The sequence below is a fragment of the Priestia sp. FSL H7-0729 genome (assembly GCF_038005685.1).
Taxonomy (GTDB): Bacteria; Bacillota; Bacilli; order Paenibacillales; family Paenibacillaceae; genus Paenibacillus.
This window is the reverse complement of the sequence record NZ_JBBOTQ010000003.1, coordinates 393,586-410,102: the sequence shown is the minus strand read 5'-3', so window position 1 is coordinate 410,102 and position 16,517 is coordinate 393,586. Positions and strand designations below refer to the sequence as shown.

Genomic DNA, 16,517 nt, shown 5'->3' with positions numbered 1-16,517 from the left:
ATCTGTCTATTACATCTGGTGAAGGAGTGAGTGTCATGATTGATACAAAAAAAGGATTTCTGGGACCGGAACATGTAGAGCTGTTAAACGGTGTGTTCCAAACATCACAAGAAGTGGGGGAGCGTTACCTGTTATCGCTGGATATGGATCGATTCCTGGCTCCATGCTTCGAAGCTCATGGTTTACCTGCCCGAAAAGAACGCTACGCGGGTTGGGAGGCACGTACCATCAGCGGACATTCCCTCGGACATTATCTGTCGGCCCTAGCTGTGACGTATCAGGCAACCGGGAATAAGACGTTAAAAGAAACACTGGATTATGCTGTCACCGAACTTGCGAGAATCCAGCAGACCACCGGAAGTGGGTACATCGGCGGTTTGTCCGAAGAAGCGTTCCGCATCGCATTCCGCGCCGAACATATTGGTGGATTTAACATCGGGGAGTACTGGGTTCCCTGGTATAGTGTGCACAAAATCTATCGTGGTCTGATTGACGCCTACAGACTCACTGGCAACGGACAGGCACTAGAGGTGGTAACACGGTTCGCGGACTGGGCAGTAGAAGGTCTGAAGACCATGACGGAAGAACAGATCCAGACGATGCTACAGAGTGAGCACGGGGGCATGAATGAGGTTTTTGCACAACTGTATGGGATGACAGGGACAGCCCGATACCTTGAGATCGCCAATAAGTTTACCCATCAATTGATCCTGAGACCCTTGGAACACAAGCAGGACGATCTTCAAGGCAAACACGCCAATACTCAGATTCCCAAAGTAATCGGTGCTGCTGAAATTTACAATCAGGACCATACCCGTGAGAGTTATCGGACAGCAGCAGAATTTTTCTGGGACACTACGGTGCATCATCGTTCTTACGTATTTGGAGCGACGAGCATTTCGGAGCATTACGAAGCGAAGGGCATGGAGAGTCTTGGTATCAAAACAGGAGAGAGCTGCTGTACTCACAACATGATGCATCTGACGAAACAACTCTTCGCCTGGAATCCTGATAGCGCCTACATGGACTATTATGAAAACGCCATCTATAATCACATCCTCGGCACGCAGGACCCCGATACGGGGAACAAAACGTATTTTGCATCAACGCTGCAAGGCCACTACAAAATCTATGGAACACACGATACCGCCTGGTGGTGCTGCACAGGATCTGGCATGGAGAACCCGGGCAAATATGCCGAGGCGATTTATTTTGAGGATGAACAGGACCTGTACGTCAACCTGTATATCGCTTCCCAGCTGGATTGGACGTCTCAGGGAATATCCCTGAAGCTCGAAACCGCCTTCCCTTATTCGGAAAAGGTAACCCTGACGATCACCGGAGGCAGCGCCTCGGCACATCTAAGATTACGCGTGCCCTCATGGCTGCAACAGCCAATGACAGCAACCATCAATGGGGAGACGGAACATCCGTATACACGGATGGAACCCGGCTATCTTTCCATCGACCGCAAATGGACAGCGGGCGATGTCATCACAATCACTCTGCCGATGTCGCTTCACCAGTACACTGCCCGGGATGATGCGCACAAAGTAGCCTTTCTGTACGGCCCGATTGTACTCGCTGGTGCACTGGGAAGCGAGGGTCTTCCAGAGGACACGATTGTGGATGAAACAGCACTGAATCCCAAGACTGCACCCGTACCTGTGATCTGGACGGAGCAGGAGGATGTACAAGAGTGGATCAAGGTTGTAGATGCAGACACGTTAACATTCGAACTTAGCAAGGATGTCACTTCCACAGGCGAAGCCGTGAAACTCATTCCGTTCTATGATGTGCATCATGAATTTTATACCGTATATTGGCCGTTTAACGATGAAGGTGATGCGCTGGAGAAAGAGTTGAACGATATCACCATCGACAGGGTTCAGGCTGACGGTCAGCAGGATGAGATTGGACATCAACTGGATAGCAACTGCCGTGGGGAGCATCACAACGGTTCAACCACAGATGGCCGTAAGAAGTTGCATATGTGGCGAGAGGCTTTTGGCATCAGTGGAGCTTATTTCAGTTATCAACTGGCAGTGGACCACGCCGCAACCAATTATTTATGTGTGGCCTATTGGGGTGGAGATCATTCCCCGTTTGAGCGGGAAGGTACGTTATATGAGAGACAATTCACCATTACCGTGGATGGGGCAATCATTGGCGAGCAGCGAATTCATATGAACAAAATCGGCGAAGTGTTCTATATGACCTATGATATTCCTGAGGCGGTTACATCAGGAAAAGACAGCGTTACGGTAATGTTCCAGGCGAAGGGCGACAATGGCTGTGCCGGGAAAGTCGTAGAGGTACGTACTACACGAAGCAAACCGGAATCCATCTTTTCGTAATAAGAGGCATGGTGTGAAAAGGCGCAAACACAATGTTATAATGAAAATAAATTACGGTTAGGTGAAAGAGGAGGTTGGAAGTGTGGCAAAACCCGATAATAAAGGTACTTATACCTTTCAGGATTGGTTAACTTGGGAGGGGGCATGGGAATTAATTAACGGCAAAGCTTTTAATATGTCTCCAGCACCCACTTCATTGCACCAGTTTATTGTGGGTGAGCTGCACTTCTCTTTGCGGACTTTTTTTCAGAATCGGAAATGTTTCGTGTTTGTTGCCCCTTTTGATGTGTATTTTAGCGAAAATGAACAATATGACCTGCCAGATCAAGTTGTACAGCCTGATTTATCGGTGGTGTGCTCCAAAGACCAGATATCCAAAAGTGGCTGCCACGGCGCACCTTCTTTAATTATCGAGGTGTTATCGCCTTCGACTGCGCTAAAGGATTTTAACGAAAAATTTAACTTGTATCAGAAATATGGTGTGAACGAATACTGGATTGTTGACCCTGGCAATCAAACCGTCCATGTGTACACGCTGGAGGATGGCAGTTACCAGACCCGTCATCTGTACACAGAGCAGCAAATGATTCAATCGGTTATATATCCCGAACTGGTAATCCCGATGGATTCGCTGTTCAAGTTCAGGTAGAGGAAACACGAAAAATAATGAATCAACGTAAAAAGGACGAAACCGGATGAACTCCGATTCGTCCTTTTTGCATTACTACTTTTTAGACAAGTCTTATATAAAAAATGACACGCCTAGCTATTTTCCACGTATTACCTGATAACATTTCTTATCCACCATCTGCTGTCTCGTAAAACTCACTTTGTATGGATTGACCACAACATTTCCTGCCAAGTTCCACGTTGTCCCTGAAAATATGAAATGGGATGAGCCCAAACCACGTATAGTATGAGTATCCAAATATCCAATGTTATCCACCTGAGAGCGTTAACATCATGTACAATAAGAAGAAGTTGATCAGGAAAATTACGACATGAGGCACCAATATATAACATGAAAGGAGGTCGGATGATTGAACATGATCAAGTACATAAAATTATTGGGATTAATCCTCGGTATTGTGGCTGTGAATGTTCTGGCATTCTCACCCGGCTTTATCGGGCTGAATTTCGGGGAGGGTGCATTCACAACCTCATTATCCGTTACCCTGTTGTTCGGTAGTGCAATGGGACTCTTGTATGGCAGTTACACCTTGCTGTTCAGACAGCCGATAGTCCTGCCCGTGAAGCACATCGAGACGCATGACGATTATGTGGAAGCTTTATCTTTTTATAGACGCATCAAAGTCCTCGAAGAAGATATTACGCTAGGGCTGTCCCAACTAAGCCGGATGAAAAAGAAGAAAGAAACACTCCTGAATGTGCTTCATCAAAGGTTTGATCCCGGGGAACTGAGCTACAAGAAATTCGCTTCGGTCACGCTGGAAGTGGAGAAGTTGTTATACCTGAACATTCGCAGTGTGCTGAACCGGTTGAATGTATTTGATGAAGCCGACTATGCCAACATGATGAAATCCAAATCCTCAAATCTTCCCCAGAAACTTTTTCAGGAAAAAACCAAGGTATACAACGATTATCTGTCTTATGTGAAGAATGCACTACACACCAATGAGGAAATTTTGCTCAAGCTGGATCAGTTGTTACTGGAGATTTCACGCCTAGACAGCTTCGAAGCCGGAGATATTGAACAGATGCCTTGTATGCAGGAGATTGATCAGTTAATCAAGCACACCAAATTATACAGACAGTGAGGGGTTGCTCGTATGGCCAAGAAGGGAAAGTTTTTTTTTATATCGATTGTAATGCTGGTACTTGTATTCGGTCTGGTGTATGCAGGAATAACACTAACATCGAACTTTGGCAAGTCGACCACACAGGTAAGCACAGAGAATGCAGGTAAGGAACTGGGGAAACTTTACGCGGACATTGCGCCAGCGACGGCGGAACCGGTCAAAGGACAGATTGATCTTGATCCGGTCGACGTGGCGGAATCACTGCCGGATATCTCCAAATTCGCAATTGCTGTAGAGAATACAACAAATGATTACGTCGAAATCTTCTCTTCCACGGAGAAATCGGGCAGCGGGGTAGACGGCTGGTTAACTGAGGTGGGTGAGCAGTTCAACAAAGCGAATATTACTGTTGGTGGGAAACAGGTATCGGTCAAAATCCGCAACATTGCCTCCGGAACAGCTACCGATTATATCAAGTCGGGCAAGTATATACCGGATGCATTCACACCTTCCAATGAACTGTGGGGCGAGATGGTTGAAGCTAGTGGAGTGAAGACACAGATGGTTTCCGAACGACTGGTCGGGAACGTTCCGGGGATTGTCATCTCCAAAGCCAAATACGATGCACTGGTTGATACGTACGGCTCCGTGAATGTAAAAACCGTAACCGAAGCCATTGCCAACAATGAACTCGCGATGGGTTATACCGATCCATTTGCTAGCTCCACAGGACTGAACTTCCTGGTGACTGCATTGAATACGTATGATAGCGCCAACCCGCTTGGGGAGAAGGCTATTGAGGGATTCGAGAAATTCCAGACGAATGTACCGTTTACAGCGTCAACAACGATCCAGATGCGGGAAGCTGCTAAGTCAGGCAGACTGGATGCCTTTGTACTCGAATACCAGACGTATGTGAATACCGCTGATCTGAAGAGTGGTTATGTCTTTACACCTTTTGGCGTGAGACATGACAGCCCGCTGTATGCATTGGGACAATTGCCGCAGAACAAACAGGAGATTATCCAGAAGTTTGCGGAATTCGTCACTCAGGCGAAGTATCAACAATCGGCAGAAGAGTTTGGCTTCAACGGGTTGCAGGATTACAAATCCGAACTGGCTACCGTGGATGGCGGCACGTTGTTGTCTGCACAGAAAGTATGGAAAGAGAAGAAAAACGGCAGTAAACCGATTGCCGCTGTGTTCGTGACGGATGTATCCGGAAGCATGGACGGAGAGCCGCTTAACCGACTGAAGGAGTCCCTGCGCAAAGGTCAGAAGTACCTGGGTACAGACAACAGTATTGGCTTGGTTTCATACTCCAGTGGGGTAACTGTGAATCTGCCGATTGCCAAGTATGATACGAACCAGCAGTCCATGTTTGTCGGAACAGTGGATAGTCTGCAAGCTGGTGGTGGTACGGCGACGTTTGACGGGATTGTGGTGGCGATGAAGATGCTGGAAGATTATAAGGCTGCTAATCCGAATGTGAAGCCTTTGATCTTTGTCCTGAGTGATGGCGAGACCAATGAAGGTCATACCCTGAAGGATATCCGGGATCTGGTCGAGACGTACCAAGTGCCGATCTATACGATTGGATACAACGCGGATATCAAGGCTTTGGAGAGCATCTCCAGCATTAACGAAGCGGCAAGCATCAATGCCGATACCGACGATGTCGTGTACAAGATCGGGAACCTGTTTAACGTACAGATGTAATCTAAAGGGGGAACTATAGATGTCATTTTCAATGGAAATACCGAGCCAGAAGGAAATTCAGAAGGTGATTGAAGAAGAGGTGAAACCCGTACCCGCCGAGGTCGCGGAGCTTCAACAAGTGGCCAATGCCAACGTAGAGATGATCATGACACTGGATCTCGAATCCTTGGAGAAGCGCAAAGAAATTCTGCAATCCATTGACGGCTTTGGCATGAATACGATGAGATCCTCTTCCGAGAAAAACGCCTTGCTTCAAGTCTCCGTTGGACATCTGTCCAAGACGGGAGACGAGGGCGGTCAGGTCGCCAAAGGTTTGACCGAGCTGCATATGCAACTGAAGGATCTCGACCCGAGCGTGGTCGACTTTGCCAAGACCGGTTTCCTCGGGAAATTGTTCAATCCGCTTCGCGCCTATTTCCTGAAATACCAGAAGGCTGACGCAGTCATCGCTGACATCGTAACCTCCTTGGATAAAGGCAGATCCACCCTGCGTAACGATAATACGACGCTGGAGATTGAACAACAGAACCTGAGAGAACTCACCAAGCGTCTGCAAAAGGAAATCCAGCTTGGCGTGCTCATGGATGAGTCCATCGATGGCCAGATTGAAGCGGCCAAAGTCCGCAATGAGGACCCCGAGAAAGTCCGTTTTATTACAGAAGAAGTATTGTTTCCGCTCCGTCAGCGGGTCATGGATCTGCAGCAGATGTTGGTCGTGAATCAACAGGGAATCATGGCGATTGAAGTCGTCATTCGTAACAACAAAGAACTGATTCGCGGGGTAGACCGGGCCAAGAATGTAACGATCTCGGCACTGAAAATTGCCGTTACGGTAGCGAGTGCTCTCTATAACCAGAAGATTGTATTGCAGAAGATTGAATTACTGAACCAGACAACCAATGATCTGATTGCGGGTACATCCAAAATGCTCAAGGATCAGGGGATTGCGATTCAGAAGCAGGCGTATGAAGCCAGCATCTCCGTGGATACGATGAAACAGGCGTTCACCGATGTGTTGTCCGCACTCGATTCAATTAGTCTGTATAAGCAGGAAGCCCTGCCAAGAATGCGTGAGACGATTAACCAGTTCCGTGAACTTGCAGATACTGGAGAGCAACAGATTCAGCGTTTGGAGAAAGGGCAGAAGCTGGGGCTGTAAGTCAGAAGATAAAAATTGGGATTTTGACGAATTTGAGTGTTGTCCTTATTTCTATAATTAGAAAAAAAGTGATCGTTCTCCATTAAGCATGGGGAATGGTCGCTTTTTGGGTTTCTATGAACCGATTAATAAACATGGACAACATAGAAATCTTCGCCTATCTGGAAAGTCTGTTGCAAATATCGTAAAATTAATCAACCATTTTTCGGAACTTTAATTTTGCTGGATTGGGGAGCTGAACGAATTTGAAGCACCTTGTAACGGATAGTTTTTTATTCTTTACCAATCGTTCTACATATGCTATATTGTTGACGTAGCAGAAATAGAAGAATACAAGGACGAGTGTGTAGATGATTAGTATCTTGTATTCACTGTGAGTTATGTTATTTGTGATAATTCAAGAATGATTATTCTTAAATAATCAATACTTTAGGAGGTATACGAAAGAAATCAAAAGCAGACGAAGCGGCAATCAAATTACAGGCTGAAGGAGTTCAATCTATTGGAGTACAACTTGAAGTTACGAATGCTGAACACATTACGACTAGCCGTTATTTCGCCAGATGACCAAGCATGGGTTACTCAAGATTGGAGTCCCAGATCAATTAAAGCAGGATTGGATATATAATTGGAGGTTTAATATATGAACTGGTATTATTTAATCGCTTCAATTCTCATGTTTGTAGTTGGACTTGTTCACTCTATATTAGGTGAGGTTCAGGTATTCCGACGAATGAGAGAAAATGGATTTATACCGACAAATGGTGGAAATGTGCTCAGCGAATCTTTTGTTCGTATTATTTGGTCTACCTGGCATTCGCTGACGGCTTTTGGATGGGGTATGTCTTTAATTTTACTCTTGCTTGCGCGGAACTCTACCCTCAACGAAGCATTCGTCACACTTGGAAATTATATTGCAATTTCAATGTTCATAGGTTCAATTCTCATATTGATCGGTACGAAGGCGAAGCATCCGGCTTGGATCGGTTTATTAGGAGTAGCAATTATCGTATTTTACGGTGGTATTGCATAATAATCTAATAACTCAATAAAGGGAGTCAGCCTAATGTTTTAAACGGATATCGAAGAGGAGAATAATATATTTTCAACCATTTATTATTTATAAGTATCTACCATTAATCCGCCATGTTTGGCGGATTTTTTTTGTCAAGCTATAAGCTTCATTACGATATCTACTACGACTTTAACGATTCCATAGGATTGTAAGGGCTAGGACAAAGGTGGAATTCTTAACTACTACGATTTTGAATTAAAACAAGAGAGTATCATCATTTAACACGGCGAGCGCTCTCCCGTTACATTGTGAGAGCGCTCGCCGTGTTAACACATCTTTCTATTAACTACCGTATTACCAAGGTAGCTCTGTGTCCATATGATAGAACTTGCCTGTCGGTCCGTCCGAAGGCAACGTGGCAAGTATTACACTTGTCTTACCGCCATCTTCAAGATCCATATCAGCGTATTTTCCGCCCAGTGGAGTCTTCACCCAACCAGGGTGAGCAGAATTCACTTTGATTGGTGTATCTTTCAGCTCATGTGCAAGATGGGTCGTAAAGGTATTCATTGCTGCCTTAGAGGCATTGTAAGCAAGAAGCTTGACATCATAACTTGGAGCAGCAGGATCTGAATGGAGTGTATTCGATCCAAGCGCACTGGATACATTAACAATTCTTCCAGCTGGTGCTTTGCGAATCAACGGCAGCAGTATCTGGGTTAATTCAATCATACTGAAAAAATTGGCATCGAAGGTTTCGCGCAAAATGGCCGGCGAAACGGTACTTGTTTCATTAATTGGTGCAAGATCTTCAATCTCTATCTGTATTCCAGCATTATTAATCAATATATCAAGCTTACCGTACCGCTGTTCAAAAAAATTGTAAGCAGCTTGATGGTCTTCGGCTAGATTGACGTCCAATTTGATATTCTCTGCTTGAATTCCTTCCGAACGAAGTGTATTCGCAGCAACCTTTCCTTTCTCCAAATCGCGTGACCCAATAACGACCGTGGCGCCGAGGTTACCTAATTGACGTGCCGTTTCCAATCCAATGCCACGATTTCCTCCAGTTACCAAAGCAACTTTACCGTCCATATTTATAGTCATTTTTAAACTCTCCTTTGAGATTTATTTTATACAGTTCTTTGACTTAGCCTTGATGATTTTAAGATTGGTATCACACTAAAATTAATGCCGCTTTCGTCTTGAATTAAGAATGGTCATTCTAATTAGGTTAAAAAAACAGCCTTGACACTTGAATAAGTCCATTGCCTTATCTAATACCACGTTGAATTCAAACTTCGTACTTCTCGCCATGATTATTCACACGCCTTTTGCTGTCCTACCTCCTGTCGCAAATTCATATTATCATATTGAGAACGATCGGTAAAGTATCCTTTTTAAGATTACTTTTCTTTCTGTTTTGATCCAGAGCGCTAATAAAACAACCGTCCCTTGTACACTAATGTGTGAATAGACGGTTGTTTGGTGTAGAGAATATGAAACTGATAATTTTATATTTTCAAAAAGAAAATATTTTATGGTCGCTTTTAAAGCGAGGATATTAGTGTGGAAGGACAGGGAACATGGTATCGTACCTATTTAGCAAAAGGGGCAAAAAAAGATAGTAGCTGCCGAGGGGGAAAGTAAGACAAATACTCCGTTATGTATGAATATACAAATTGAGTTTGTTCATTTTTCTCACTAATTATGACAACGCACAGGTCTTTTTCAAAATCAATAATCATCTTTTAACACGACGTTGTCAGGCTTGTAATGAATGATCTTGAATAACTCCTCTGCCATGTAGGCGGGGCTATGCTTGAAATCCTGTCTAATCCACTCCATGATCATGCCAAATATCGCATGAGACTGGTAACTTGCCAGCAGTTCAGGGTTAATGTGCTGCGGGAAGATGTGGTTCAGATCCTGTAAGGAGAGATCGCGAAGAACATCACAGATCATGCGCTGGAAGTTGGAGGAAGCCTCGGACTGTACAACCAGTGTGTAGAATTGTGCATGCTGGTGCACATGTTCAAATATCGTGATGGCCGAAGAGGGCATCAGACCGACCTCGAACTCTTTTAACCCTTGATAGGGTTTGCGAAAAGAAGTCACCAGATCCTGAATCACATCATCGATGACTTCATTGAACAGGTCTTCCTTGTACTGATAATGCCTGTAGAAAGTACCTCGATTCAGATCGGCACGCTCCACAATATCCGTAATCGATATTTCCTTAAAGGGATGTTTTTGCATCAACTGGATGAGAGCATCCTTCAGCGCAGCTTTTGATTTCTTGATTCTTCGGTCCATCGAATTCGGAGTTTCAGACATCAAATTTCCTCCTCGCGAGTTCAGTTTATTAGTTAAAGTACATTTGGAATGATAAGTGTTGTTTAACGTACAACTGGACAAGCTTTTACTGATTGAAGTGAAACGCTATGACTTATTATACTAAGGATAAGAGTTAATGAACATTTGTTTGTTAACTTATTGTAAACGAATACACAAAGGAGGATACATGTAATGAAACTTCAAGATAAAGTGGCAGTTGTTACAGGTGCTGCTTCAGGTATGGGGAAAGCGATTGCGACGTTGTACGCCCAAGAGGGTGCGAAAGTAGTCGTATCGGATATTAACGAGGAATCCGCACAGGCGGTTGTGAATGATATTAAGGCACAGGGCGGGGAAGCAATTGTGGTTCTGGCCAATGTAGCCAAAGAAGAAGATGTGCAGAATCTGATTGATACGACGGTGAGCACCTACGGTACAGTAGATATTCTGATTAACAACGCGGGCATTATGGATGGCATGGAGCCGGCAGCGGATATAACGGATGAGAAGTGGGAGAGATTGTTCGCTGTAAACACAACCAGTGTGATGCGGACAACACGAAAAGTATTGCCAATCTTCCTGGAAAAACAAAAAGGCGTCATCGTGAACATTGCTTCGGCAGGTGGATTGCACGGCGGACGTGCAGGAGCAGCCTATACGGCTTCCAAACATGCGGTCGTGGGCTTCACTAAAAATACAGGGTATATGTATGCTGAGCAAGGCATTCGTTGTAATGCGATCGCTCCAGGTGCCGTGGCAACCAACATCAGCGCATCCATGGCTGGCATTAGCCCATATGGTGCAGGGCGACAACAGCTGGGCATGGCGATCAACCCACGCATTGGGACGAGTGAAGAGATCGCCAAGGTGGCCCTGTTCCTCGGATCGGACGAGTCCAGCTTCGTGAACGGAACCGTCGTTACAGCTGATGCAGGCTGGAGCTCTTATTAATCCATTCAAGCGCAGTTGAGCATGGAGTACCGAAATAGTGCGAACAGTCAGGAAGCCGCATAACCATATGCGGCTTCTTTTTTTGTATTATTCCAGAAACGGTGGACCACAGCGCCATATCCCGTATAGGACAAACGTTTGCATTACTGCACGGATGCTCGAAATGAATCAGTTTGAGGGTGGCTTTGGTTTGGAAAAGAGTGAGGATTCACGCACGATCAGACGATGGGGGATAATGACCGGATTATGAGGCTGTGGTTCCCCGCTTAGAATTTTCAACAACACCTGAACGGCTGTATAACCAAGTTGATAGGTTCCGATGTCTATAGAGCTTAATGGTGGTGAAGCCAGCTCCGATAAAGCAATATTGTTAAAACTGACCACACTGATATCCTCAGGCACTAGATAATGAAGCTCGGCAAGGGCTCTCAGTACCCCGAAGGCCACATTGTCATCAATGACAACGATCGCGGTGGGTCTGTTCGGCAAGGACATGAACAGCGACATCGCCCTGAATCCACTTTCCTGTAGAAATTCGCCTTCCACAATCCAGTCACTATCGGCATCCAACCCGGCGTGTGCAAGCGCTTTTTGATATCCTAACATGCGATCGTGGGATAACGTGATGTCCGGTGGGCCACTGACAAATCCAATTCGCGTATGCCCTTGAGCGATCAGATGGTGAGTCGCATCATAAGCAGTCTGCACGTTATCGTTATCCACCATGGGGGCATTGGGATGAGCTTCACTGCGACCAATTAACACAAAAGGAAACTTTTCCGCTTCCAAAAATGTGATGATGGGATCGTCTCGTTTGGACCCAAGCAACAGAATGCCATCCACTCTACGACCATGAACAAGGCGGGATATCGCGTGCAGTTCATGGTCTGATGAAGTTTCGGTTGTTAGCAGCAATTCATAATTCATACGGGTGGCGTGTGTAATAATACCTCGCAACAATTCCCCGAAAAAGTAATTCTGAAACAACTCTTCTGCAGGACGCGGAAGCATAATGCCAAGGGTATGTGTCGTTTTGGAAACCAGGCTCTTCGCCATGATGTTGGGATGGTAGTTCAATTCTTTCATGATTTGCTTCACTTTGAGAGACGTCTTGGTGCTGATTCTGGGATGGTTGGAAATCACCCGTGACACTGTAGAAGGGGAAACACCCGCCAATTTGGCAATATCCTTGATCGTAATCATGTAAAAAATCCCTTCTGAACAATCGTATAAATATCCTCCTATGGTAATCCAAAGGATACGATAAATCAATTACTAACTGCCAAGTATGAGATGCACAGGAAGTAAAATTAAGGAAGAAAGAGTCTGAACAAGGAAACAGGAAATTACTGTAGGTAGAAGAGGTAAATTGGTTAAAATTGAGCAAATATGGCTTGTGCAAACGTTTGTGCAAAGAAAGTGCAGTATTGTATGATGTGATTGTTATTGTAGCGCTTACATCTGTGGTTTTACATACTTCTTGATTAGTTTCCCCCTATATATTGAACGGAGGAGTCATCTTGTCTTCCATTTGAGCAAACGTTTGTACAAAAGTGAACATGGAATGCAAAACCTGACAACATACGCAGACAAAAGGGTGAAAAGCGCGAACATTGTTGGACCAAGCAGAGGGAAGGGGACATTTAGATGAGAAAATGGCAAGGGGCAACATTGTCCGTCATGATGGCTTTTACACTGGCTGCGTGCGGGGCTGGAGGCGGAAGTCCATCTCCAACTACGGCAGGTGAGAATCCGGAGGAAGTGGTAGAGCTGACAGCCGAGAACCTTCAACCGGAAGAAGGGGCTACCCTGGTGATCTGGGAGGACAAAAATCAAAGCAGTTTTATTGAGCAAAGAGCCAAAAAATTCGAAGAAAAATATGGGGTAACGGTCAAAATGGAGGAATTACCTCCAACCGATCAGGTAACCAAACTAACGACGGATGGCCCGGCGGGTCTCGCGGCAGATGTCGTCGTTTTCCCACATGATAAGATTGGTAGCGCTTCAGAGGCGGGACTTATTCTGCCCAATGACATATTCGAAGCAGAGACCGCAGAGAACACCAGCGACAACGCACTGAAGGCGGTAACGTTCAAGGATATCCTGTACGGCTATCCGTACAGCGTGGAGACCTATGCTCTCTTTTACAACAAAGCATTGTATCCAGAAGCTCCGAAAAATTTTGATGAGATTATCAGCTTCGCCAAGACGTTCAATAACGTGAAGTCCAATGAGTATGCGCTGATGTGGGAATTGCAGCAATTTTACTATAACTATGCTTTCCTGGCTTCCCAGGGCGGTTATATTTTCGGGGACAACGGGATGGATAGCGCCGATCTCGGTCTGAATAACGAAGGAGCCCAGAAGGGAGGACAGTTCTTGCAGACGTTGAAGTCGGAAGTGCTGCCGCTCAAGATGGGTGACGTGAACTATGATATCAAAAAAGGATTATTCTCCAGCGGCAAACTCGCCATGGACATTAACGGCCCGTGGACCATTGCCGATTATCGCAATGCAGGTATTGATTTTGGGGTTGCTCCGCTTCCTGAGATTGATGGCAAACCGATGACCTCCTTCTCAGGCGTTAAAGCCTATTATGTAAATGCATTTACGCAATATCCGAATGCGTCGAAGCTCTTGGCAGCGTTCCTTTCCAATGAAGAGGCTCAGATGGAGAACTTTGATCTAAACGGTACACTTCCTGCGAACAAAAATGTAGCTAATGATCCGAAATTGCAGGAGGACCCGATCAATAAGGCGTTCCTGGAGCAGTTCAACAACTCCACACCAATGCCTTCATTGCCTGCCATGGACAGCGTATGGGGACCGATCACTTCGGCCATTACGGATATATGGGATACCGATAAGGACGTGAAGGCATCGCTGGATAACGCCGTGAAACAAATCCAGGAGAGCCTTGCAACCGTCCAATAAGGACGAACGACCAGGTTAGCAAGAGGCGGGGAGGAGAGAGCAAATGCAACAGCAGCATGTCCCGGTGCCCGTTGGACCGAACAGGGAAAGGCAACACCGGATGACAGCGGCTATATGTTCCATCATACTGCAAGGTCTTGGACAGCTGTACAATCGACAATGGATTAAGGGAATTTGTCTGCTGTTACTGGAGGGAGCAGGGCTTGCGTACCTGCTTCCTCGCCTGTCACAAGCCGTATGGGGCATATGGACACTGGGGGAAAATACACAGCGTTTTGTCAAAGTGAATGGGTCCACCGTACTTCAAAGGGGAGACCATTCCATCTTTTTGCTGTTGGATGGCATTATCGTACTATTGGTGTTTTTTGTGTTTATTTTGATCTATATTCTCAATATCCGGGATGCTTACGTTACGGGAGTCGCCAGGGAGGAAGGGAAGCAGACTCTGGGTGCAGCGGCTTCGCTTCGGAACATGATGGACAAAAACTTTCCCTACCTGTTTCTGTCCATCCCGGCACTGGGCATCCTTTTCTTCACCGTTATGCCGATTCTGTTTACGATCACGATTGCATTTACCAACTACTCGGCGCCGGACCACATTCCGCCAGCCAAACTCGTGGACTGGGTGGGTTTCAAGACGTTCAGCGATCTGATTCAGCTGAAATCCTGGAGTCAGACATTCTATGGTGTACTAACCTGGACGGTCATCTGGGCTATCCTGGCGACAGTCACCACCTATTTTGGCGGCGTGCTTGTAGCGCTGTTGATTGAACAGCGGGGCATACGCTTCAAGAAGCTGTGGCGAACGATCTTTATTTTGCCTTATGCCATCCCGCAGATCATTTCTTTGCTGCTCATGCGTAATCTGTTCAATGGCCAGTTTGGACCAATTAATACGTACATGCGAGCGTTTGGGCTGGAGGGATTGCCCTGGCTGACAGATCCGTTCTGGGCGAAAGTCACCGTCATTGTAGTCAACATGTGGATCGGTATTCCCGTCAGTATGGTGCTCATTTTGGGTGTATTGACGGCCATCCCTCGTGATCTCTACGAGGCTGCCGAAGTGGATGGAGCATCCGCATTTCAGAAATTCCGAATTATTACGATGCCGTTCATTTTGTTTGCCACAACTCCGGTACTCATCATGCAGTTCGCCGGAAATTTCAACAACTTCAATGTCATCTTCCTGCTGACGAACGGAAATCCGTTACGCGGAGATTATCAGTACGCGGGGGCGACGGACCTCTTGGTAACCTGGCTCTACAAGCTCACGCTCGACAATAACAAATTCAACATGGCTTCAGCGGTAGGGATTATTATCTTCCTCATCATCGCATCATTCTCCATCTGGAACTTCCGCCGCTCCAAATCATTCAAGGAGGAGGACATGATTCAATGAAGACACGTAATAATCCGCTGCGTCTGGCCCTGAGTTATGTGTTATTGGTGATTATCGCCGTTGTCTCCATCTATCCGGTACTCTGGATCTTTCTTTCTTCCCTGAGACCCGGTGCGGCATTGTTCAGTGAGCGGTTATGGCCCGAAGCTTTCACGCTTACCCATTACGGTGAACTGTTCAATAACCCGTCCTTTATGTACGGCAGATGGTATATGAATACATTAAAAATCGCCTTCTTCACAATGATTTTCTCCACGTTGATGGTGACACTCGGGATGTACGCACTGTCCCGCTTCCGCTTCCGTGGACGTAAAACCATTCTATCCACCATGCTGATCCTTGGCATGTTCCCAAGCTTCATGAGCATGATTGCGATCTATATCATTTTGCTGCAAGTTAAATTGCTCGATACCCACGCTGCGCTCATCCTGGTTTATTCATCCGGAGCTGTACTGGGTGGCTTTATCGTCAAAGGTTTCTTTGATACGATTCCTCGCAGTCTGGACGAAGCTGCCCGCATGGATGGTGCAAGTCATCTGCGAGTATTTACCAGCATCATCCTGCCCTTATCCAAGCCGATGCTGACCTATGTGGCTTTGACCAGCTTTACCGGTGCGTGGATGGACTTTATCTTCGCCCGGCTGGTGCTGCGGACGAAGGAAAACTGGACGCTGGCGGTGGGGATGTGGGATCTGGTCAACCGTTATCAGGACAGTAACTTTACGATGTTTGCCGCGGGTGCAGTTCTGATCGCCATTCCAATTACCCTGCTGTTTGTGTTCCTGCAGCGATTCCTTGTTCAAGGGCTGACGGCAGGAGCTTCCAAAGGGTAAACGAATACGCTAGGAAGAAATATGATAGGACCAGGGACTATATCATCAGCTAA

Annotated in this window: 13 protein-coding genes; 10 read left to right on the top strand and 3 right to left on the bottom strand. The window is 46.0% G+C overall.

Annotation, left to right across the window (positions count from 1 at the left end; genetic code table 11):
- Window positions 1-35: 35 nt before the first annotated feature.
- From MHH93_RS10790 to MHH93_RS10765, 6 genes are all read left to right on the top strand, one after another.
- A complete protein-coding gene (locus MHH93_RS10790) occupies window positions 36-2,357 on the top strand; it encodes a beta-L-arabinofuranosidase domain-containing protein (RefSeq protein ID WP_500054041.1) in 2,322 nt (773 codons plus the stop codon).
- An 82-nt stretch (window positions 2,358-2,439) separates the two neighbouring features.
- Window positions 2,440-3,006, top strand: coding sequence for a Uma2 family endonuclease (locus MHH93_RS10785; RefSeq protein WP_500054040.1), 567 nt, complete (start codon window positions 2,440-2,442; stop codon window positions 3,004-3,006).
- Between the two features lie 397 nt (window positions 3,007-3,403).
- On the top strand, window positions 3,404-4,135 hold the full coding sequence (locus MHH93_RS10780; RefSeq protein ID WP_500054108.1) for a hypothetical protein: 732 nt from the start codon (window positions 3,404-3,406) through the stop codon (window positions 4,133-4,135).
- Between the two features lie 12 nt (window positions 4,136-4,147).
- Window positions 4,148-5,836, top strand: coding sequence for a vWA domain-containing protein (locus MHH93_RS10775; protein WP_500054039.1), 1,689 nt, complete (start codon window positions 4,148-4,150; stop codon window positions 5,834-5,836).
- A 19-nt stretch (window positions 5,837-5,855) separates the two neighbouring features.
- Window positions 5,856-6,995 carry a toxic anion resistance protein gene (locus MHH93_RS10770; protein ID WP_105405611.1) on the top strand — a complete coding sequence of 380 codons (1,140 nt, stop codon included), beginning with the start codon at window positions 5,856-5,858 and terminating at the stop codon, window positions 6,993-6,995.
- Window positions 6,996-7,638: 643 nt separating this feature from the next.
- Complete coding sequence (locus tag MHH93_RS10765) at window positions 7,639-8,028, top strand: hypothetical protein (RefSeq protein ID WP_500054038.1); 390 nt, start codon at window positions 7,639-7,641, stop codon at window positions 8,026-8,028.
- A gap of 336 nt (window positions 8,029-8,364) precedes the next feature.
- Here MHH93_RS10765 and MHH93_RS10760 read toward each other — a convergent pair whose 3' ends face one another.
- On the bottom strand, window positions 8,365-9,117 hold the full coding sequence (locus tag MHH93_RS10760) for an SDR family oxidoreductase (protein WP_500054037.1): 753 nt from the start codon (window positions 9,115-9,117) through the stop codon (window positions 8,365-8,367).
- A 630-nt stretch (window positions 9,118-9,747) separates the two neighbouring features.
- A complete protein-coding gene (locus tag MHH93_RS10755) occupies window positions 9,748-10,347 on the bottom strand; it encodes a TetR/AcrR family transcriptional regulator (protein ID WP_500054036.1) in 600 nt (199 codons plus the stop codon).
- 192 nt (window positions 10,348-10,539) lie between these two features.
- Between MHH93_RS10755 and MHH93_RS10750 the strand changes: the two genes are divergently transcribed.
- Window positions 10,540-11,298: an SDR family oxidoreductase gene (locus tag MHH93_RS10750; RefSeq protein ID WP_500054035.1), complete on the top strand. Its 759-nt coding sequence runs from the start codon at window positions 10,540-10,542 to the stop codon at window positions 11,296-11,298.
- 168 nt (window positions 11,299-11,466) lie between these two features.
- Here the strand turns inward: MHH93_RS10750 and MHH93_RS10745 are convergent, their stop codons facing one another.
- Entirely contained in the window at window positions 11,467-12,501 is a 1,035-nt protein-coding gene (locus MHH93_RS10745; RefSeq protein ID WP_500054034.1) for a LacI family DNA-binding transcriptional regulator, read from the bottom strand.
- Between the two features lie 444 nt (window positions 12,502-12,945).
- Here MHH93_RS10745 and MHH93_RS10740 point away from each other — a divergent pair, with 444 nt between their 5' ends.
- The 3 genes from MHH93_RS10740 to MHH93_RS10730 are packed head-to-tail and all read left to right on the top strand — an operon-like array spanning window position 12,946 to window position 16,464.
- On the top strand, window positions 12,946-14,232 hold the full coding sequence (locus MHH93_RS10740) for a sugar ABC transporter substrate-binding protein (protein WP_500054033.1): 1,287 nt from the start codon (window positions 12,946-12,948) through the stop codon (window positions 14,230-14,232).
- Between the two features lie 43 nt (window positions 14,233-14,275).
- The gene (locus MHH93_RS10735) at window positions 14,276-15,631 is read left to right on the top strand and encodes a sugar ABC transporter permease (RefSeq protein WP_210109698.1); all 1,356 of its coding nucleotides are present in this window, start codon (window positions 14,276-14,278) and stop codon (window positions 15,629-15,631) included.
- Window positions 15,628-16,464, top strand: coding sequence for a sugar ABC transporter permease (locus tag MHH93_RS10730; protein WP_339259029.1), 837 nt, complete (start codon window positions 15,628-15,630; stop codon window positions 16,462-16,464). The genes MHH93_RS10735 and MHH93_RS10730 overlap by 4 nt, the downstream gene beginning before the upstream one ends.
- Window positions 16,465-16,517: the final 53 nt, after the last annotated feature.